This window comes from Rapidithrix thailandica (assembly GCF_039710355.1).
In the GTDB taxonomy this organism is placed as follows: Bacteria; Bacteroidota; Bacteroidia; order Cytophagales; family Flammeovirgaceae; genus Rapidithrix; species Rapidithrix thailandica.
Window position 1 is genome coordinate 25,433 of the sequence record NZ_JBDKWZ010000027.1, and the last position, 21,603, is coordinate 47,035.

A 21,603-nucleotide genomic window follows, 5' to 3' on the forward strand; every position below is an offset into this window, starting at 1 on the left:
GACATGAAATTGTAAAAGACTTTGATTATCTAGGCAAACCTCTTATCACCACGATCTGGCTACCTTGGTCCTGGTCTTGTCTTTTGGAACCACCGTCCACACCTTTGAACTCTTCTTTTCTCCAAGTATGAGGTTGAATACAAAGAGTGAACGTATTTGGAATGCCCAATACATCGGAAACATCTACCAGTGAGCCGTATTCCCAACCACCAAGTCGGGCACTATACCCTCCGTATACTTCGTCAGAGGCAGGGTTGTCTCTATCATGATCCAATTCAACTACTTTTTTCAACACACCTGTAGCGATATTATACTGGTAGATATATGAGTCGTGGGTTTCGTCTCCGTAACCATTCGGATCTTCCTGTACATACACAAAGTTGGTGGTTACACAGATGTTGTCAGGGTTTTGGAAGGTTTTCGCAATGCCGCCCCGGTCATCTCCATTCAATACCAGGCTCAATTTTCCTTTGAGCGGGTCATTGGCATCCAATACCAGTTTGTATACTCTTCCGTATTTTGAACGGGAGTAATCCGCATTGGCACCGCTGTTATACTGACCGGTTACGTTGAAATAGATTTCACGACTGTGGGCCCCTCCGCCTTTTCGATAGTCGATGTCTTCCACTCTACCGAAAGGCATGGCATTGAGCTCCTGGGATTTCATGTTTAATTGTTCTCCGGTAAGATTTTTATGATCTTCCAATTTGACGAATTCCACTTCGTATTCCGTCCCGCTTACCATATCGGTCTCAGTAGTGTTTTTATCCACTCTTCTTAATGCATACAAGTCTCCGTTTTCCAAGTCACCTACGGTAGAAGATACATACATGGCTACTTGGCCTCCATACGTTCCCGAATCATCGTCACCGATGATGATCACAGTTTTTCCGGAAAAAGCATTGGAAGAAAGAGGGACTGCATTTTCCGCACTCCAACGGCCTAGTCCGGCCAGTTCGCGGGAGGTTCCTGCATTGGAAGCCGGATCGGTGGGGTGGATTCCATGCGTTCTGGACTCGGGACCAGACTCACCGCAAGTCAGGTAGAGTGGGCCGAAACCGTGTTCTTCCTGAGTGGCCAAGGTAGCGGAGCAAAGCCTCCATTGCCCTCCGTCTGAATTCAATAAATACTCACCACGGACAGGACGGAACGTTTCATCGAAATACAGTCTGGAAACAGCGTAGTTATCTTCATTATTGACCAACATCACATATCCTTCATTGGTCGCCATAAGGCCCGACCCATCTGCAGATCCCCCAAAGACATAGTCGGGAGATTCTTCCAATACATCGGCACTTCCTACTAAAGAGTATACTTCTAAACTCTCAAAACCAGGAAGTTTTTTTACAAAAGTGGAAGTAGCAGAGTGATTGGCAAGTTGTACAAGACCAGGTCCTTGAGGGCCGTCCGGACCATCAGGGCCTTGGGGTCCTTCCGGACCTTGTGGGCCTTGCGGTCCCACATCGCCTGTATCGCCTTTACATCCTGCAAATAAAACTGCAATGATCGCCAACAACTTGAGCGAATGTAAAAGTGTTTTCATGTTCATGATCAATGGATTTTCTTGATTTGGGTTTGTTTATGGCGTCAAATTTAGAAGACTGTTTTACTGAGGGGGTTAAGTGAAGGTTAAGCTTTTTGAGTGGATTTTACACCCAAATAATACAGTCCTTATCGTTCCTTGTTTTTGAGGTGTAATATATTGGTAATCAAAATTATATGATTTTAACTTTTGCTTAATCCTTTTCTAATTTATACTATTTCTAAATACGAAAGATTGAAATTGTTTGCTCCTGTTAGTCTTATACTTCTGAGTTTCATGTTATGAAGTGAATTCACCTTTTTCTTTTTCCTAAAAAATGTTTCAAAAACGCCTCCTTTGTGTTGCTTTTTTCAACAATAGCTTTGGCTATTCTCTTCAATAAGTGCCTTGATGAGCCGATTTTGATTCTATTTTCGGTCAAAAACTATAAGTTTAAATCACTTCAATATTTTGATGAATTACCCACTACTACATAAGTCTAATCTGTAGATTATTTTGGCTTAGATTTCCACAATGTCTAGATTTAAGGAAAAGTATAGGCCAACTCCGGAATGAGGTAGAGACAGGTTTTTACTTTTGGGTAAATGGAATAGGTGTAAGAAGCATAAATTTTCGGAGTAATCTTGACCTGCTACTGCTCTTTACCGTTAGAGATATTTATTTTGAAATGAGTTGGAAAATCGTTGAAAGAAGAATTGGCCAAGCCGGAAATACCAAACAGCAACAGAAAAGGCAAAGAGAATGGGACCGGAAGTACGGACAGAACTGGATGATCGGCTATATGGTGGATGGGGAATTTATCTCCCAAGAAGAAGCCCTGGAAGTGATCTATTACCAAAGTTATCATGAGCATTTTGAAAACCATCCCGATGATTTGAAGGAACTTATCCATACGGCTAAAGCCTTGAGAAATCCGCATGCCCTACAGACCGGAGGGGTAGACTTGCAAGTGCCTACCATCATGAAATTCCTGGAAAGAAATGCCCTGAGCTTGCTTGGAAATGAGGTGGTGGACATCGGGACTTATGGAACCCGTTCTCATAAGATCAGTGTGCGATTGAGTCCGTTAAGTATAAAAGTGACGGGTCGTCCCAAAATGACGTTAGAGCAGTTTTGGCAAGACAAAAAATGTCTGGCGGTCTGGGAGGAGTAATTTAAGGTATACTCATCTACTAAATCATATTCAAATGAAATTCGCGAAAAGGATTGTATGGAGCATCTTCATCGTTTTGTTGGTCGGGATATTGTTTCGTGGTGGGGTATACAGGTCTTTGATTAGCTACCAATCGCTTGGAGAACGAAAAAACTATACCGTATACGATCCGGAATTAGTCCGGCAAATAGATGAAATGGCCAAGGCTGAAAAGCCACAAGATATACGGGAAGTTGTAGACCTTGGGCTTTTGATCACAGCTTCACAATTGAAGTTTACTTTTACCCGGAATGAGATGGATCCGAACCGGCTGGCTCGCTCAAAAACGGCCCATTGTGTAGGCTATGCAGTTTTCTTCGCCAGTGTCTGTAATTATCTTTTGAAAAAAAATGATTTGGAAGGTGACTGGATTGCCCTGCCTCATGCCGGCCAATTGTACTTGGGGCAAACCAATGTGCATGCTTATTTCACTTCGTCTTTTTTCAAAGATCATGATTTTGTGATCCTGAAAAATCAATTGACCGGTGAAATCTTGACAATAGACCCTACTTTGTATGACTATCTACGAATCGGGTTTGTCACATTCAAAGAATGAGTTTCATTATTTGTAATCTTAAACGTCTTATCATGAATATCGCAGTCGCCCAATTTGAACCTAAGGATGGAGACAAAGTTTATAACCTTTCCGTGATTGAACAACTTACCCAAAAAGCAAAATCCCAAGGAGCGGATTTGATCAGTTTTCATGAAATGTCTATCACCGCCTACACCTTCACCAAAGACTTGAACCTGGATGAAATTACACAACTGGCTGAGGCCGTTCCTCATGGAGAAAGTACCCAAATGCTCATGCGGATTTCCAGTCAATACACTATTCCAATTCTTGCCGGTTTAGTGGAAATAGAAGACGGTAAAATTTATAATACCTATGTATGTGTGTATGAGGATCGTTTAGTGGCTAAGTTTCGAAAGTTACATCCTTTCATCAGCAAGTATATGTCACCTGGTGAGGAGTATGTGGTATTCGACCTGTTGGGTTGGAAATGCGGAATTTTGATCTGTTATGATAATAATGTGATAGAAAATGTAAGGGCGACAACCTTGTTGGGAGCAGAGTTGATTTTTGCACCGCATGTAACGGGATGTACTCCTTCTTCCATGCCGGGGAGAGGTTATGTCGCTGACAAATTTTGGCAAAACAGAGAAAACGATCCGGTGTCTTTACGTATGGAGTTTGACGGGCCCAAAGGAAGAGCTTGGCTGATGCGATGGCTTCCGGCAAGAGCGTACGACAATGGGGTCTATTATGCATTTACCAATCCGGTCGGTTATGACGGTGAACATTTGAAAAATGGAAATTCCATGATTCTGGATCCCTATGGAGAGGTGTTATCAGAAATTAAAAGCTTTGAAAATAGTATTACGATGGCAAAAATCACCAAAGAAAAACTACAACTTGCCGGTGGGTGGCGGTACCGGAATGCCAGAAGACCGGAACTGTACCGGAATATCCTTGGTCAGGATCACAAACCTCAAACCAAGCCTGTCTGGATGAAAGATAAAGCGTAAACAGTCTATCCTTCAGACCTTCCGGGTTTCCGAAACCTGGAAGGTCTTGCCCGGGTCAAAGCATTTATTGGTGAAATTCCTCTTCAAATTCTCGGATCAATTCCCGGATATCCTCTTCGGAGTACCTTCTGGAAAAATGTACGGGGATGGCTTGTTTGACGCTGGCCCTTCGCATGATTTTACCCGATTGCCTCGAATAACTGTGATAGTTCAACTGCGCTTGTTCTTGATCATCCGCTTTGTAAAAGCTTTCGATAAACACTTTTTCACTTTGAGAAAAATGCGTTAAAATTTTTTGATGGTTTTCCTCATGGGCGGCATGGTCCATAATGATGCCTAAAGAGTCCCCGGTTTGTACATGAAGTAAGTGAAATAAATCTTTTGCGCAGTAGGATTGGTTTCCAATTTCGATGATGCGTTTTTTTTGCCCTTCTTCAAAAGCCTCTTTCAATTCTTTTACCCACTTGCCTCCGGGAAGCTCACTTTTACCGAGATCAATTTTCACCGTATCGTTTTCTTTGAATTTAAATGCCAAGGATGGCGTTTTGTGATCGAGAATGGCAAAACTTACAGAAAATGTTTTTTCTTGAAATATAGTATTTCCTTGTAGACTGTCTATTGCTTTTAATTCCCATTCCGGTGGTTCCAGTTCAAAGCAGAGTACTTTTCCAGGGGCAATGACTTCCCGGATTTCATACATAATGGCGCCCTTTTGGATCAAATTCCAGGTATAAGCTTTCAATTTGGCTTGTACTTGACGGGCAATTCCCATAGGTCCGCAGATAACCACCCTTCTTTCAATACCGATTTGGTGCCGGATCAACGCATCGAAATTGACAAAATGATCAATATGTGTATGGCTGATAAAAACCGCATTGGTATTTTGTACTTCCTTTACCGTCAGACCACTGGCATCTCCGCATTCACAGAGGTAGTTCCAAGCGTGATTATCCGGTCTTATTAAAATAGAAATGTCCTCTCCGACTTTGCTTTTTACTTCTGCTTGGAACATAGTTTTCAATGGTAGGTTGTGTTTTTAAGTTGTGTAAATTTAATACGGTTCTCGGTAAATTCCTTGATGATCAAAAAGACCTTCCAGGTTTTCAAAACCTGGAAGGTCTAAGAAGGGTTATCTATGGGACTTAATGTACCTTATTGAACAGGCTTTTCCCCTAAAACAAATACCAATTCTCCACCTTCGATCAGCTGTTGATGCCGGATATTCAGAGACGTATATACTTCTCCGTTCAGGCGGATTTCCTGAATATAAGGATGCTCTTTGGCTTGGTTTTCAGTCTTAACGGTAAAGATTTTCCCATTAGGCAAATTGATCTGTGCTTCTTCCACCCATGGAGAGGTCAAGTCATAGATCCCATTGGCTGGGTTGGTCGGGTACATTCCCATGGCTGAAAATAACAACCAGGCTGACATTTGTCCGCAGTCTTCGTTTCCACAATAGCCATCCGGCTTGTTACTGTATTGGGTGTCCAGAATTCTTCTGACCAATTCCTGTGTTTTCCAAGGTTGACCGATGTGATTATACAGAAAAGCTACGTGGTGACTAGGCTCGTTGCCATGTGCGTATTGACCGATCATCCCTGTGCTGAATATCGGCAGTTCGTCATCCGTTGCCGGATAATAGGTGAACATAGAATCCAGCTTTTGAGCGAAACGCTCCTGACCCAAAGTGTCAATCAATGCAGGAATATCGTGTTGTACATGCCAGAAGTACTGCCAGGCATTGCTTTCACAATAGTATTCGGTGTATTCTTTGGCAACAAAAGGCGAAAGGAACTTACCGTTTTTATCTTTGGGACGGATAAACGTGGTAGAAGCATCGTACAGGTTTTTCCAGGAGTCGGCTCTTTTGGAAAAATACCGGTAATCTTCTTCTTTACCCAAAGCTTTGGCAAACTGCGCGATACACCAATCGTCATAGGCATACTCCATGACCATAGAAACTACCCAATGATTTCCGAATTTGCCGTCAAAAGGGATATATCCGTATTCCATATATTCGTCAATGCCCCGGTCTTTTACGGTGGCAGACGCTTTACAAGCGGCATAGGCTTTTTCTGCGTCCAATTCAATGCCTTTAAAATAGGCGTCTACAATCACCGGAACGGCATGGTAACCAATCATCATATTGGTTTCGTTTCCGGCCATCGACCATACCGGAAGGAGCCCGGTTTCCTCATAATGCGCCAGAAACGATTTGACAAAGTCACCTACATGATCGGGGGTCAAGAGAGTATACAAAGGATGTGCTGTACGATAGGTATCCCATAAAGAGAAGGTATCATAACGTTTAAAGCCTTTCGCTTGTTGGGTTTTGCCATCCGCTCCTTTATACTGTCCGTCTACATCACTGTGCAAACTTGGGGTTAAAAACAAGTGGTAAAGGTTGGTATAAAAAAGCTCTTTTTGATAATCGGAACCTTTGATACGAATGCTATTCAGCGCCTTTTCCCAGGTTTGCTCTGCTTGTTTTACCGTAGCATCAAAATCCCACTTGGGCAATTCTGCCTCCAGGTTTTTACGGGCCCCTTCTATAGAAGCGGAAGACAAAGCGACTTTCATCAAAATTTGCTCCCCTTCCGAAGTGGCATAATTTGCAATGAATTTAGTGCTTTTGCCTTTGGTTGTATTGTCTTCTACGAGTTCCTGCCCTTGATAGAGTTGTGTTTTTTCGAAAGGCTTGGAAAATTGTGCGACAAAATAAACCCTTTGGTCGGCAGCCCATCCACTGGACATCCGGTAACCGGAAATGGTGTTTTCATTTTCAATTTGAATATGAGTTTCCGTTGGGCCGTCCCAGTTCAATGAATATCCCAGGTCCAAAATCAATTGACTATTGGCATCTTCCGGGAAGGTGTACCGGTGAAACCCGACTCTCGGGGTTACGGTTAATTCCGCATCGATACCCGAACTCTGCAAATGTACTTTGTAATAGCCAGGCCGGGCTTCTTCTTGCTCGTGGCTAAAGGTGGAATACGGGCGATACCCGGCTGCTTTCGGCAAACTTTGCGTAAACCGGCTGTTCAAAGGCATCACCAATAAATCATAAAGATCACCTGCTCCGGTTCCGGTAAGGTGGGTATGGCTGAATCCGGCAATAGTGGTATCCGGCCAGAAGTAACCTGCGATACGATCCCATCCCGGCAAGCCGTTGTCCGGACTGAGTTGCACCATGCCGAAAGGTACTACGGCTCCCGGGTAGGTATTACCCGGACCGTCCGTACCGATAAAGGTATTGACGTATTGGGTCAGGCTTTCTTTTGTATTGGGTTGTTCTGTTTGTTTCTTCTGTTCATTTTGGCAATTTGCAAATAGAGAGAGTATTGCAACTGCTAATAGTAGTTGTTTCATTTTTATATTTTTTTGATTCTAAATCTAAGTAGGGTGATTTTTAGGGTACTACAATCAACTCTTCAAGAAGAGTTCAAATCTCTTGAAGGTTGATACCGCTAGTTTTTTAAGTCCTAATCAAGGAAGGTGGCTCTGCTCCGTTTTACAAAGAATTCTCCTTTACAAACTCAATGATTTCTTTGATATAACCGAATGCCATCGCAACTACCGTATCTGCCGCACCATAGTAGACAGCCACTCTTTCTTCATCGTGCAAAGCAGCACAAGGAAAAACCACATTGGGAACATCTCCTGCCAATTCATACGGGGCTGCGGGAGCCAATAGGTAAGGTTGAGAGCGGTATTTTACTTTGTCGGGTTGTTCTGCATCCAGAATGGCGGCTCCCATAGAATAGCGAAAACCGTTACAAGTATTGATCACACCATGATAAAACATCAACCAACCTTCTTCGGTAAGGATTGGTACAGAGCCCGCTCCGATTTTGGTACATTGCCAGGCGCTATCAGTAAAAGGGGCTACTTTCATTACCACGCGGTGCTCTCCCCAGTATTTCATATCCGGGCTATAGCTCAAATAGATATCTCCGAAAGGGGTATGTCCGTTGTCGCTGGGCCGGCTTAACATGGCATATTTTCCGTTGATTTTCTGAGGGAAAAGCACTCCGTTGCGGTTGAATGGCAGGAATGCATTTTCACATTGGTGAAAGGTTTTGAAGTCAAAAGTATAGGCGATGCCGATGGTAGGGCCATGATAGCCATTACACCAGGTAACCCAATAGCGGTCTTCGATAAATACTACCCGGGGGTCGTATTTGTAGTCGGAATGAAGTAGATCCGTGTTGCCAGCTACCATTTCAATGGGTTGTTCGTTTATTTCCCATTGAATACCGTCTTTGCTGAATCCGGCGTGAATATTCATTTGTACGGCCTTGTTATCACAGCGGAACACTCCGGCAAAACCGTCTTCAAAAGGTACTACGGCACTGTTAAAAATGCTGTTGGAAGTAGGAATTTGGTACCTACCAATCACTGGGTTGTGGGAATATCGCCACATTACCTCTTTCGATCCTTCGGGACGCTCTTCCCAGGGAATCATTACCTTGCTCATTTTTTGGTTTTTTTAAATGTTACTATGTTAATTGGAAAGCTATTCAATACAAAAGGTATTTTTACTATATGCGATCAGTACTACTTTCATTCAAATGAAATGCAGTAATGCTGGATACGACAATAGCTTTTGGTTTTAGTACTACAAGTTTATGCCTTGTTTCTTCAAGTTTCCAAAAAAGCCGGAAATTATTTCTAGCACTCAAGTACAAACGACCCGGTGCGACTGGTCAGGATCAGGATGTTGAATGAGCGGAATCGTTCGATAGCAGGAAGAGTCATATTATTTTCCTAGTGGATGTATTCCCCCTCCTTTCGTGAAAAGTGAATTATTTTTATTATAGAATATTATAAACTTTCAGAATAGTTTGAAAGAAAAGAAATTTAGTTTACGCCTGATCCGGTTAAGAAGGGGATAGGGCGGAGGGTTGGTACTGGAATATGTGGAAAATAAATTGTAAATGGCCGTTATAAGAAAATTTTGATACAAAGCCAAAGGGCTTCCGGTTTCTGTGGAACTTCATCCGTACATCCCTGTAATTCTACCGATCAATGTTTAACTTAGCCGGGAAAATTATGATCTAACCTTTAGATATTTATGAAAATGTTTTCAGCTGAAACTTATAAACAACGCAGAGAAGGATTAAAAAAGCAACTATCCTCAGGAATTGTCTTATTCATGGGAAATGAAGAAGTAGGGATGAATTTTAAAGACAATGTATATCATTTCCGCCAAGACAGTAGTTTTTTGTATTACTTCGGAATTGACGTTCCGGGTTTGGTCGGAATCATGGACCTAGACGAAGGTACCGAAATCATTTTTGGGAATGAATTAAGTATAGACGATATTGTATGGACCGGTCCCTTACCCACCATTGCCGAGTTGGCCGCAAACGCAGGGGTGAGTCAAACCCGTCCGACGACTCATATCGAAGAAATATTGAAGACGGCAAAAGCACAACAACGAACTATCCACTTTTTGCCTCCTTACCGCTCTGTCAACAAACAGAAAATCCAAGCTTGGTTGGAAATCCACCCGGAACAACAAGCACAAGAAGCTTCTGTAGAATTGATCAAAGCGGTAGTGGCCCAGAGAGAAATCAAGTCAGAAGAAGAACTGCAAGAAATTGATAAAGCCGTCAATATTACCTCGGAGATGCACCTGACGGCCATGAAGGGAGCAAAGCCGGGGTTAATCGAATCACAACTGACCGGATTAGTGCATGGGAAAGCTATCAGTGGAGGAGGAGATTTGTCATTTCCGATTATCTTAACAGTGAACGGACAGGTGTTGCACAATCATTACCATGGCAATACACTGAAGGAAGGGCAAATGGTGCTTTGTGATTGTGGAGCGGAAGCCCCCTCACATTATGCCGGGGATATGACCCGTACCTTTCCGGTAGGCAAGCAGTTTACCGAACGGCAGCGTGAGTTGTATCAGATTGTCATTGATGCACATGAAGCAGCGGTCGCGGCATTGAAACCGGGAGTCCGATTTAAAGATATTCACTTACTTGCTTGCAAAACCCTGGCCGAAGGGTTAAAAGGCGTTGGTTTGATGAAAGGGGATGTGGAAGAAGCTGTCAACCAAGGGGCACACACACTCTTTTTCCAATGCGGATTGGGGCATATGATGGGACTGGACGTACACGATATGGAAGATTTGGGTGAACAATACGTAGGATATGATGAATCACTGAAAAAGAGTACCGAATTTGGTTTGAAGTCCTTGCGTTTGGGTAAGGCTTTACAAAAAGGCTTTGTGGTTACAGTGGAACCTGGTATTTATATGATTCCGGAATTGATTGATATGTGGAAAAGTGAAGGGAAATATGCTGATTTTGTCAATTACGATAAAGTGGAGACATATAAAGATTTTGGCGGTATTCGTGTAGAAGAGGATTTTGTGATTACCGGCAACGGAGCAGACCTATTGGGTACTCCGGTAGCAAAGTCTGTCAGTGAGGTGGAAGCTGTCCGGGCATCCAGTTTTTAAGATCGTTTCAAATCAGGAATTACGAAGGCATTTGTATGGTTCGTAATTCCTGATTTCTTTTATTTTTTTAATCCCTTACTTCTTCCTGATTTACCTGGATCAAAACGTCTTCTGCAATTTGTTCCAAAGGTAAAACCGTACAAGCAGCACCTTTTTCAATCGCTTTTTTAGGCATTCCGAATACTACACACGATTTTTCATCCTGTGCAATCGTATAGGCACCTGCTTCCCGCATTTCCCACAAACCCTGTGCGCCATCGCTTCCCATACCGGTCATGATTACGCCAATGGCATTGGGGCCGGCATGATGCGCAACAGACTTAAAAAGCACATCTACCGCCGGACGGTGCCGGTTTACCAATTCCCCAGCAAAAATTTTTACTTTGTATTGATTGCCAATCCGGAACAAAGACATATGGAAATTTCCCGGAGCAATAAGAGCTGTTCCAGGCAATACCTGGTCATCGTTTTCTGCTTCTTTTACAGAGATACGGCAAATTTCATTTAACCGGTCGGCAAAACTTTTGGTGAATTTCTCCGGCATATGTTGTACAATGACAACTCCTGGTGAATGCTCGTCCAGACTTTGTAAGAAAAGCTTTAAGGCATCCGTACCGCCCGTAGAAGCGCCTACAGCCACTACTTTGTTATGAGTGATCAGGGTGGTAGGCCTTTTTACCGGAGAAAATGTCCGTTTTGCGGAAGCCGTTTGTACCGTTTTGCGAACCCTTGCCTCTTTGAGTTTGGCCATGGCTGCCGAACGGATGGTATCCGTAATTTTGATTCTTGATTCTTCCAATAACTTCTTAGAATCCATTTGAGGCTTGGTGATGACCTCTACCGCTCCTAATTCGATGGCTTTTAAGGCCAAAGCCGTACCTCTTTGCGTCAAACTAGTGATAATGACGACTGGGATAGGGGCCTGTTTCATGAGTTTCTTTAGGAAAGTCAAACCGTCCATACGGGGCATTTCTATGTCCAGGGTAATGACATCGGGCTTTTCTCTAGTAATTTTTTGAGCCGCGAAATACGGGTCCATAGCCGTACCGATCACTTTTATATCGGACTCACTTTCCAATAAAGTGCGTAGGGTTTGACGGAACAAGGCGGAATCGTCAACAATCAGTACTTTTACTCGGGGATCCATGATCTGTATAATGCAAAAAAATTAGATTACAAACGTCTTTTACAAGCGTTTTTGATTATTTATTATCGTCCTCTTTTGCAGTAAGAGGTAAAAAAATACTTTTGTACTTTTCTTGTTTAGTAAACTTTTGCTTCTTGGTTTTCAAACATTTTGTGCACGAAAACACAAGGCGAGAAAGTTCATTTTCAACGTTCCATCCATTCATGATATTTTGGAAAAAAAGAATTCATTTTTCAGTCAAAAAAGTAGATTGTAGATAACACCTTCGTAAACAAATATTTATGATAACTTGAAGAAAAAGCGATGACAGGTTTATACATTACAAAAAAACTCTTCAAGGTTTTCGGATTGATCATTTAATGTCAAAACCTTGAAGAGTTAGAGCGAACTTTAATTCTTTAGAATATGCTTAAAACTCGTTTTTAATGCAGTCCCAAAGATAAAATCTAAACATGCTCTTATTCCCAGACTTCTTCCAAAAACCGTAGAAAGTTTTTATACATGATGTTCTCAATATCCTTTTCTGAATACCCCCTTTGGCTTAACATTGCCGGAAGCTTTTGAAGGTCGGCAATGGTATCCAGGTCGTAAGGAGTTTGTTCTTTGCCAAAAGCTCCGTCCAGGTCGGTACCGATACCCGCATGAAGTGAGTTTCCGGCCAGCTGGCAAATATGATCGATATTATTGACAGCAAGCTCCAACGTGACATTTTTTCCTTCCGGGGTAGATTCTCCCCGTATCCAATCGGGCACCATCATCCAGGCATCCAAGGCAATCCCGATAACGGCCTTTCTTTCCAACAGGGCATGGATCATTTCATCACTGAACTGGCGGTTGTGGTCTACAAACTTGCGGCAGTTATTATGACTGGCCCAAACAGGTCCCCGGTAAATACCGATCGCTTCCCAAAAGCATTGATCACACAAATGTGTGGCGTCCAGAATCATATGGAGTTGATCCATTTCTTTTAATAATTCTTTGCCTTTTTGAGGTAAAGGGCCGGTAGAATCGGTGCCAAATGCATAAGCCCCGGGTCCGTAATGAGCGGGACCTAGAGCTCGTAATCCGTAGGCATATGCTCTGTGGAGATGGTCTAAAGTTACAATTGAATCGGCACCTTCTAAACTAAGAATATAGCCAATAGGTGTATTTTCAGGGTCCTCTTTCCACTGCTTCAGGTGTTTTTGCAAAGCTTTGGCATGGGTGATTTGCACCATTTGTCCGGTATCTTCCATTGCTTGGTACCAAGCCCATTGTCCTTGGGTTTGGGCCCAGGCCTGTTCTTGAGAGTGCCAACCGGGCAAGGGGTTGTTGCGGTCTACGTACCGGGCAATTTGCGTAGCAACACAAATACCAATATTCCCTTCGCGCATGGCAGGGAAGGAAACCGTGCCTTTTGCCCTGTCGGGTTTGTCATTCATTCCTCTTTCACTTTCACGGATTTCGTCCACGGACCAGCGCAAATCCCTGTTCCATTCCATGGCATTCATGGATAAGTCAAGGTGCGCGTCAAATATGAGTAATTTATCAGATGATGAATTCATTTTCTACTGTTTATTCATTTTGTTAATCTGGGAATAGAGCCTGTTTCGGGCTTTTACTTGCCATTTTCCCACCACTTGGGAATTTTCCATTACATAGACTTCTTCATGCAAAGCCATTGTCGGGCAAATATGGATGGGGTAACCCGGTATAACCTGGTTCACGGAAATCTCCTGAGCATTTTCTACGGAAATAACCATATGCTCCTCACTATGATTGAGAAATTGGACATTTTCCAAGCCGGGAAAATATATCCGGGGATGGGGCATTTCGGCCGCCAGAGCTTTGTACCCTATATCCAGGCAGAGCAGATGAGGAGCGGGCTTGCTGACAACCCGGGTTAACAACACTGCTGCAATTTGAAAATCCAGGTCGGGAAAGCTGTTGGCATAGCCCCAATCCCAGAGTAGAGGGGTTCCCGGACTGAGCTTTCTCGATGGGTCTTCGGCATGGATGGGAAAAGTGGGTGTTCCCCCACAAACCACTTCTTCCAATGGAATTTTTTCTTTATCCAACTGCTCCATTAAATCCTGTACGGGTTGAAAGGCCTGTTGACAAGCCTCTTTCCGTTTTTGGAAAGAAGCTTGGTGCAAATGACCGTCATAGATATGGAGGCCTTTGAAATGTAATTCGGGAGAGAGGTGGAGAAAGCGGCAGAGCTCCAAAGCGTCCTTGCCTGGTGGAGTTCCTGTCCGGTGCATGCCGTTGTCAATATCTACAAAGACGGCAATTTGTCCGGTAACCTCTTGGGTCTTTTCTACTAACACTTTGCCGATGTCGAGGTGGTCTGCTGTCAGTGAAAAACGGACATTGGGAAACGCCTTTACCAATTCTACAAAGATATCCAAGGCCGGTCCCACAAGAGGGTAAGCGATCAAAATATCCTTTCCTCCGGCCTCTGCTACCATTTTTGCTTCTGCGAGGGTAGCACATTTAAAGGACGAAATGCCAGCCTCCAATTGCAGTTGAATGATCTGTGGAAGCTTATACGTTTTTACATGTGGCCTTAACCGCTCAGGAGATGCTGCAATTTGTACCATCCTTCGTATATTTTCCCGTATTCGAGCGGGCGACAACAAGATTGCCGGAGTAAGTAAGTCCTGAAGTTGACCGGTTTGGTACCAAGGGGTATTCATAAAACGGATTTTTTAATACAATTCAAAAATGGCCTCTACTTCTACCGCAATATTTCCCGGAAGGGACATCCCCACCGCACTTCTGGCCCCTTTGCCAAATTCTTCACCGAATACGTCTACCATCAGGCTGCTAAAGCCATTGATGACTTGCGGGTGTTGTTCAAATTCCGGATAGCAATTGACCATACCCAGCGTTTTGATGAGGCGCTTTATTTTATCCAAACTTTCGATTTGATTTTTGATCGTAGATAACATGGTAAGTCCTACTTGTCTGGCAGCGGCTTGCCCTTCTTCCATACTCAGGTCTTTGGCCACTTTGCCTGTAATGAGAGAGCTGTCATTTTGTACGGGGCCTTGTCCGGAGACATACAAATATTTCCCGGTAATGACGACCGGGTGATAAATTCCGCCAAGTGGTGGAGCAGGGGGTAAAATCAATCCTAAGGCTTTAATTTGTTCTTCGGGTTTCATCATTTTTCGTTTTAAAGGTTATACTAGCATCCGTTTTAAGACCTTCCAGGTTTTCAAAATTTGGAAGGCCTTTCAATTATACAAACACACTTAAAGTCATCACTCCGGCCAGACCAATTAGAGAAACCATGGTTTCCATTACTGTCCAGGTAGACAAGGTATCTTTGATCGACAAGTTGAAATATTCTTTAAACATCCAAAACCCTCCATCGTTGACATGAGAAAGCATCAAGCTACCCGAGCCAATGGCCAGCACCATTAACTCCCGGGAAACTTCGGTGCCTTCTACCATGGGGAACATGATGCCGGCTGCTGTTAACCCGGATACCGTAGCAGAGCCTACGCATACACGGATCACCGCCGTAATCATCCAGGCCAGGAATAAGGGAGACAGGGCCGTTCCTTTTAAAAGCGCTCCGATATAATCGCTCACTCCACTCTGTACCAACACCTCTTTGAGCGAACCGGCCCCGGCAATGATCAACAACACCATGGTGATGCTGGAGACGGCATGAGCCAGGTCGTCCATCAACGGCTTCATTTTATAGCCTCTCCGTAGTCCCAAGAAGATAAGTGCCACCAATACCGAAAGAAGCATGGCAAAGGCGGGGTTTCCTACGGATTTCAGGATTTGAAAAATCATACTTTCAGAAGGCAAATACATGGTAGCAATACCCGAAAGGCCTATCAGAATGACCGGAAGCAAGCCGCAAAACAAACTTAGATCCATCGAGGGGAGGTCTTTCTCTTCTACAGGTTCCGCTTTAAAAAAGTCTTCCAGCGGTTTTGCCCGGTATTTTTTCATCCGGGGCGACATTACCGGTCCGGCGATAACGATGGCCGGAATGGCGATGATGATTCCGTAAATTAAGGTTTTTCCAATGTCTGCTTTGAACATATCGGCAATGGCAGTGGGGGCCGGATGGGGAGGTAAGTATCCGTGCGTGACGGATAATGAGGCCAACATGGGCACCCCTACATATAATAAAGGCAAACCGGTATTGGCCGCTACGGTGAAGGCCAAAGGCACCAATATTACAAAGCCCACAGAGTAAAACATGGGAATTCCCACGACAAAGCCTGTAATCATGAGCGCCCAGTGAACTTGCTTGAGGCCAAACAAGCGAACCAGGTTTGTGGTGATGCGCTGAGCCGCTCCGCTTTCCGCTACGATTTTGCCCAACATGGCACCAAAGCCCAGAATTAATACCAAAGAGCTGAGAGTACTGCCAATGCCTGTTTGAATGGCATCGATGGTACCTTCAAAAGGCAAGCCTTGGGCCAAGCCTACAAAAATCGAGACTAAAACAAAAGAGATGAATGCATTGAGTTTGCAAACAGTAATTAACAACAGAAGTAGCAAGACTCCTGTCAAAACAATGATGAGAGGCATAATTTTAGGAGTTAGTGTTTTCCTGTTTTTGAAACAGGGGCAGTAGAACTTTTTTTCATTTTCGTAAATGAAAGATACAAAACAATACGGAAGATCTTCATAATCAAGTAAATAATTTTTTGATCCGGCATGGGCGAGCAATGACATTGACCTGCTGAGATAGAATAGGAACGTGACTTGGAAGTGTTTGCATTTTGCAGATGGCAAATGGTATTCGAACAAGGAGTTGTGTCAAGGTAACAAGCTATTTGTAAAAATTAACTAACTTTGGGGCTGAATAAACGTACACATTTGAATCAGACAAATACCATCGCGATATATCAAACTGAATTACAGGCCATAGCTGTGAAAATGCTCGGCTCCATAGTCGATGCGGAAGATATGGTGCAAGAAGCGTTTTTGAAGTGGCTCACTACCGATCATAGCAAAATCCATAACCCCAAGTCTTATTTGGTGAGGATCGTAACCAACAATTGCTTGAACTTTTTGAATTCGGCCCATCGCAAAAAAATCGATTTTTTTGATACTTTAAGTGCCCTGGACTTGCATTTTCAGCAATATGCCAAGGAACCGGAGGTAACGAAGATCGACCGGGAAAATGAAATATCGGTGGCCCTTGCGGTTATTCATAAAAAACTGCCTCCATTAGAAAAAGCCATTTACCTGTTGAGAGAAATTTTTGAATTTGATTATGAAGATCTGCAAGACCTGTTTGATAAGAAAAAAGACCATTGCCGTCAGCTCTTTTGTCGGGCGAAAGAAAAGCTGAACCAAGAAAAGAAAAAATTAAGCTTGCCCTTGCCCAAACAACATCAACTGATGAAGAATTTTAGTTTGGCTTGTAACCTGGGGCATTTGTCGGATTTTATCAACGAACTCTCTTTGGAAGTCCGGGTTAGCTTGGCTTGATTATGATTTACTCTCTCTTTGTACCTTCCCTCAAAAACCACCCATATAGTTTATTAATTAAACTTATTCATGAAGTTGTTTTAATTAATTTATTGAAAATAAACAATTTAGAGAATATTGTGTTGGACTTAGCACTGCCTGAAATTCAAAACTGTACTTTATATTAGAAATTTTTTTTTTCTTCTCGGAGGAAAAAAATATTGGAATCTGTCACAAATCAAAAATGACTTTGTCTTTAATAAAAAAACCTCTCCAAAATGGAGTGGTGTGTAATGTGGAAATTAATTTATAAAGGCCAAATAGATCAATAATGTTAGTAGTAATATCTTTTTTTGTTGCCCATTGGTATCTTTCATTGTTTTTTCAGACTTTCTTTTTACACCGGTATGCGGCACATAAGGCCTTTACCATGGGTAAATTTACCGAGAAAGTATTTTATGTGTTGACTTGGATTTTCCAAGGTTCCAACTACCTAAGTGCCTATGGATATGGCGTAATGCACCGGATGCACCATGCCTATGCCGACACTCCCAAAGACCCGCATTCGCCTAAATACGATGAAAGTATTTGGAAGATGATGTGGAAAACCAAAACGACCTATTCTGCTTTGGTGAGCAGGGAATTGGAAGTAGATAAGCGCTTTACCGAAGGGGTGCCTGATTGGCCGGCTTTCGATAAGATTGCACGCTCATGGGTTTCCCGTTTATTCTGGGCAATTTGCTATGTTGCGGTATACGTACAGTTTGCTACCGAATGGTGGTTATGGTTATTGTTACCGATACAATTCCTGATGTCACCGGTACATGGAGCGATCATCAACTGGTTTGCTCATAAATACGGGTACATCAATTTCAAAGTAGGGGATACCTCTAAAAATTTCCTACCTTTTGACTTCTTGATGATGGGAGAGAGCTATCATAACAATCACCATAAACACGGAAACCGTGCGAATTTCGGTGGGGTGAGATGGCATGAAATCGACCCGACCTATATTGCCATTTATGTATTTGACAAATTGGGCATTATCAAGTTGAAGAAGCAAGCCGAAGTCAAGATGGATAGAGTAGAAAAAGCAGCCTAAAGGCAAAAACATACAAAAAGGGATGGACTGATTTAACAGCCCATCCCTTTTTGTATAAAAAGATTAAGAATACAGTTTTGCAATGTATCCATTATTCAATAAAAAATAGCCCTGGCAGGTTTCAAAAACCTGCCAGGGCTTTAAGGTCAGAGACTTAATTGTATTACGCTTCTTCTTCGAAAATGACAATTTTATGGATGACATCCCCCTGGCGGATATCGTCAATTACCTCAAGGCCTTCCACCACTTTGCCAAAACAAGTATGTCTTCCGTCCAAACCGGCAGTGCTTCTCCGGTTATGGCAAATAAAGAATTGAGAACCCCCGGTGTCTCTTCCCCGGTGAGCCATAGAAAGCACCCCCCGGTCGTGGTATTGATTCCCACCGCTTGTTTCACATTTGATGGTGTACCCAGGCCCTCCCGTGCCAGTACCGAGAGGGCAACCACCCTGGATGACAAAGTCAGGAACCACCCGGTGAAATGTCAAGCCATCGTAATAGCCTTTTTTGGCTAAGTCAACAAAGTTTTGGACTGTACCCGGAGCATCCTTATCGTAAAACTCCACTTTCATCAGACCCTTGTCCGTATGAATTTCTGCTGTTCTCATGTCGTATACACTTATAATTTTATAGAAAACTTTACCTTTCGCAAAGATAGGGATTTCTTTTTGTGGGCGATTTAAACCTTCCAGGTTTTGAAAACCTGGAAGGTTTATAATCTGATGAGGTTTTTATACGTCTTTCCTTTTATTTGTAGGGGTGTTTTAAAAGTTTATTTTGTTATATAATTTAGATTATGTTAAATAAAGTTATAGCAAAACCTCCCCCTTTGCCTCTTGTTTTATGATGACTCCAGTTTCCTGCATTTATTCAAAAAAAGCAGCCCTGTCAGGTTTCCGAAACCTGACAGGGCTTTTAACTACTAGCATCCTTCCTTGATGAAATAATTAATTCTCCCAAATGCTTGAAACATATTCGGGATGATCAACGAAAGGATTGCGGTTCTTTTGTAATTGATACACAGCTTCGTTACGATTCTGTTCTTTCGGACTGACGGGATCTTGTTGATGCCATTTCAACAGCAATGCCAATTGCCAGTTTTCAAAAACATGATTGCTCGTACCGTCCAACACCGCATCGGAGTGATTGGTATTTTTTTCCCAACTGGCAATTTTGTTTTCATAACGCGTAGCCATATAGAAATAAATCCGGGCAAAGTCCCCTTTGTATTCGTCTATGGGTTCGAACACGGTACCGCTATAACCACCGGTTGCATTCGGACCCAGCTTTGCCCCATTCGTGGAAGTCCAGTTGGCAGTACTCACCTCTCCGTAAGGATAATTATTTCTACGAGTGTTTACATACCCATCGGAAGGAACCACCTGGATTAAGTCCGTATACATGGGATATACTTTTCCGCCAAACCAGCTTTTAGGAAAACTGTGTTCGCGGTTATAGCAACTCCCCTCTCCACTAAACTGACCGCACTGGTCGGTAATAAAAGTATAGGTATAAGCCGGCGCGCCATCGGGATTGTATGAATACATATCCCATACCAGATTAGGGTTGTCTTTTTGCCGGTCGGTCGTAGTATAAGCATCCCATAAATCTCCGTAAGACAATTGCTCCGTATTGGAAGAGACGATTTGATAAAGGGCTGTTTTTAAAGCATAGCCGCTTTTTCCCTCTGCACTTTGGTAATAATTATCCGGGTCGGGATCAGGTCCGGGATTGTCCTTAAACCCACCAGAGATGACTTTGATATTATCAATCTCTACCTTGGTACTTTGCGTACTGCTTCCTTTGTATACAAAAGCAATACTGATCTCTCCTTCAAATTGTGACAGGTCTACATCCGATCCTTCCCATTGCCAGAAATCCCCTGAAGGGTTTCCGATGTCGGCCGGTAAATTGACTTTATCCGTAAGATCCACCCAACTTGCACTTGCTACATTGGTGCCATCAAAGTCCGTAGAAACTTTCAAGCGCAATACATCGTCATGCCCGGCAACCATATACCCTACAGCCATACGGAACTGGATATGCAAATCTTCCCCACTGAGCTTAGGCAATATCATCCAACCTTCCGATTCACTGTCACCTGACCCGTACGGGCTGAAAGCTGCATAATGTCCGGCATTGCCTTCTTTTTTCCAAGTGCTGCTTCCCAATGTACTGATATTACTCCAGTCTGGTTCGTTAATTTCCCCATCCGTCCAATCTTCAAAATCTTCAAAGAAAATAACGTCTCCCCCAGTGCCTGGCTCTCCGTCATCATCCTTAAAGTCGATCATATCCGCAGGACTGTTGATATACAATTGTGGCGTATTTCTGAAGCGGGAAAGAATTGCCACTACGGTTCCACTGCCTTCGGGTAGTTTGTCCCCTGCAAAGTCGGCATAGCCACTGGTTCTTAAAACGATATCTTTACTGCTTGTTCCGTCATTGAAATAGCGGTTTTGCGTAAGCTGTTTTTCCGCATCAGCATATGTCTTTCCTCGGTCGCTTTCTGCAACTTTCAGGTTTTCGATTTTTACCCGGTGCCCTACCCAAGCGTCCAGGTTTTCAAAAATTTCCTCTACGGTAGCCGTTTTAATTGCCAATTCCTGGGAAATTGTTCCTTTCCGGATATAGGCTTGCGCCAAGGGAGCCGGAATCCGGCCGGCAGCAGGCTCATCGTTGTAGACCGAAGCAATTCCCAACTGTTTATTGCCTCCGTAAGAACCGATGACCAACTGGCTACAATCCAGGGCAATTTGCTGTCCAAGAGCATATTCCGTATACAATACACTGGCATCGATACGGACTAAGATACCTCCGGTGGCATCTTGTAAATACAATTCTTTGTAAATATTTCCGGCTTTGTCCGAAGAAATCACCTCTCCTACAATGACGGTCCCATCCGCTATTTCTACAATTTCCTGATCGCTTTTATCTTTATGCAAGGCTTTCAAGTCTGCAATGCTGATGGTTGCGGTGTTGGACGGCAAGGGCTCCAATTTGATTTCGTCCGGAGCCTGAAAATCATTGTCCACACAGGAAACCGAAAAGATCAACAAGAGCACTCCTAGTAAGGCAAAGGGCTTTTTATTTTTTAGAAAAATCATAAACCTCTATCTTCATTCGATGAATTAAGTATTTGTTAGCTCCTCTTTCAAAGGAAAACGACCCTCCGCAGTCAAGCC

17 protein-coding genes are annotated in these 21,603 nt (G+C 43.2%); 6 read left to right on the forward strand and 11 right to left on the reverse strand.

The window, feature by feature from the left end; all coding sequences use genetic code 11:
* Positions 1 to 25 precede the first annotated feature (25 nt).
* Positions 26 to 1,549 (reverse strand): PhoX family protein, encoded by a 1,524-nt coding sequence (locus AAG747_RS27990; protein WP_346824571.1) that lies wholly within the window; start codon positions 1,547 to 1,549, stop codon positions 26 to 28.
* A 661-nt stretch (positions 1,550 to 2,210) separates the two neighbouring features.
* Between AAG747_RS27990 and AAG747_RS27995 the strand changes: the two genes are divergently transcribed.
* Genes AAG747_RS27995 through AAG747_RS28005 form a run of 3 tightly spaced genes read left to right on the forward strand, consistent with a single transcriptional unit; the run spans position 2,211 to position 4,265 of the window.
* Positions 2,211 to 2,696, forward strand: a complete 486-nt coding sequence (locus tag AAG747_RS27995) for a hypothetical protein (RefSeq protein WP_346824572.1) — start codon at positions 2,211 to 2,213, stop codon at positions 2,694 to 2,696.
* A 34-nt stretch (positions 2,697 to 2,730) separates the two neighbouring features.
* Complete coding sequence (locus AAG747_RS28000) at positions 2,731 to 3,291, forward strand: hypothetical protein (protein ID WP_346824573.1); 561 nt, start codon at positions 2,731 to 2,733, stop codon at positions 3,289 to 3,291.
* A 32-nt stretch (positions 3,292 to 3,323) separates the two neighbouring features.
* Positions 3,324 to 4,265, forward strand: coding sequence for a nitrilase family protein (locus AAG747_RS28005; RefSeq protein WP_346824574.1), 942 nt, complete (start codon positions 3,324 to 3,326; stop codon positions 4,263 to 4,265).
* Positions 4,266 to 4,329: 64 nt separating this feature from the next.
* On the opposite strand, the gene AAG747_RS28010 is transcribed toward AAG747_RS28005, so the two are convergent.
* The 3 genes from AAG747_RS28010 to AAG747_RS28020 all read right to left on the reverse strand — a co-directional run bounded on the left by AAG747_RS28010 (position 4,330) and on the right by AAG747_RS28020 (position 8,742).
* Positions 4,330 to 5,277: an MBL fold metallo-hydrolase gene (locus AAG747_RS28010; RefSeq protein ID WP_346824605.1), complete on the reverse strand. Its 948-nt coding sequence runs from the start codon at positions 5,275 to 5,277 to the stop codon at positions 4,330 to 4,332.
* A gap of 140 nt (positions 5,278 to 5,417) precedes the next feature.
* Entirely contained in the window at positions 5,418 to 7,634 is a 2,217-nt protein-coding gene (locus AAG747_RS28015; protein ID WP_346824575.1) for a GH92 family glycosyl hydrolase, read from the reverse strand.
* A gap of 142 nt (positions 7,635 to 7,776) precedes the next feature.
* A complete protein-coding gene (locus AAG747_RS28020) occupies positions 7,777 to 8,742 on the reverse strand; it encodes a glycoside hydrolase family 130 protein (protein WP_346824576.1) in 966 nt (321 codons plus the stop codon).
* Positions 8,743 to 9,339: 597 nt separating this feature from the next.
* Between AAG747_RS28020 and AAG747_RS28025 the strand changes: the two genes are divergently transcribed.
* Positions 9,340 to 10,740: an aminopeptidase P family protein gene (locus tag AAG747_RS28025; protein ID WP_346824577.1), complete on the forward strand. Its 1,401-nt coding sequence runs from the start codon at positions 9,340 to 9,342 to the stop codon at positions 10,738 to 10,740.
* A gap of 67 nt (positions 10,741 to 10,807) precedes the next feature.
* Here AAG747_RS28025 and AAG747_RS28030 read toward each other — a convergent pair whose 3' ends face one another.
* The 5 genes from AAG747_RS28030 to AAG747_RS28050 form a co-directional block, all read right to left on the reverse strand.
* A complete protein-coding gene (locus AAG747_RS28030) occupies positions 10,808 to 11,887 on the reverse strand; it encodes a protein-glutamate methylesterase/protein-glutamine glutaminase (RefSeq protein WP_346824578.1) in 1,080 nt (359 codons plus the stop codon).
* Positions 11,888 to 12,345: 458 nt separating this feature from the next.
* Positions 12,346 to 13,431, reverse strand: a complete 1,086-nt coding sequence (locus AAG747_RS28035) for a dipeptidase (RefSeq protein WP_346824579.1) — start codon at positions 13,429 to 13,431, stop codon at positions 12,346 to 12,348.
* A gap of 3 nt (positions 13,432 to 13,434) precedes the next feature.
* The gene (locus tag AAG747_RS28040; RefSeq protein WP_346824580.1) at positions 13,435 to 14,565 is read right to left on the reverse strand and encodes a D-TA family PLP-dependent enzyme; all 1,131 of its coding nucleotides are present in this window, start codon (positions 14,563 to 14,565) and stop codon (positions 13,435 to 13,437) included.
* 12 nt (positions 14,566 to 14,577) lie between these two features.
* Positions 14,578 to 15,039, reverse strand: coding sequence for a RidA family protein (locus AAG747_RS28045; protein WP_346824581.1), 462 nt, complete (start codon positions 15,037 to 15,039; stop codon positions 14,578 to 14,580).
* Positions 15,040 to 15,112: 73 nt separating this feature from the next.
* A complete protein-coding gene (locus tag AAG747_RS28050; protein WP_346824582.1) occupies positions 15,113 to 16,429 on the reverse strand; it encodes a gluconate:H+ symporter in 1,317 nt (438 codons plus the stop codon).
* Between the two features lie 291 nt (positions 16,430 to 16,720).
* Between AAG747_RS28050 and AAG747_RS28055 the strand changes: the two genes are divergently transcribed.
* Positions 16,721 to 17,338 (forward strand): sigma-70 family RNA polymerase sigma factor, encoded by a 618-nt coding sequence (locus AAG747_RS28055; protein WP_346824583.1) that lies wholly within the window; start codon positions 16,721 to 16,723, stop codon positions 17,336 to 17,338.
* 310 nt (positions 17,339 to 17,648) lie between these two features.
* Entirely contained in the window at positions 17,649 to 18,419 is a 771-nt protein-coding gene (locus AAG747_RS28060) for an acyl-CoA desaturase (protein ID WP_346824584.1), read from the forward strand.
* A 163-nt stretch (positions 18,420 to 18,582) separates the two neighbouring features.
* On the opposite strand, the gene AAG747_RS28065 is transcribed toward AAG747_RS28060, so the two are convergent.
* Both AAG747_RS28065 and AAG747_RS28070 read right to left on the reverse strand, forming a co-directional pair.
* The gene (locus tag AAG747_RS28065; protein WP_346824585.1) at positions 18,583 to 19,026 is read right to left on the reverse strand and encodes a peptidylprolyl isomerase; all 444 of its coding nucleotides are present in this window, start codon (positions 19,024 to 19,026) and stop codon (positions 18,583 to 18,585) included.
* 339 nt (positions 19,027 to 19,365) lie between these two features.
* Entirely contained in the window at positions 19,366 to 21,525 is a 2,160-nt protein-coding gene (locus AAG747_RS28070; protein ID WP_346824586.1) for an endonuclease, read from the reverse strand.
* Between the last annotated feature and the right edge of the window lie 78 nt (positions 21,526 to 21,603).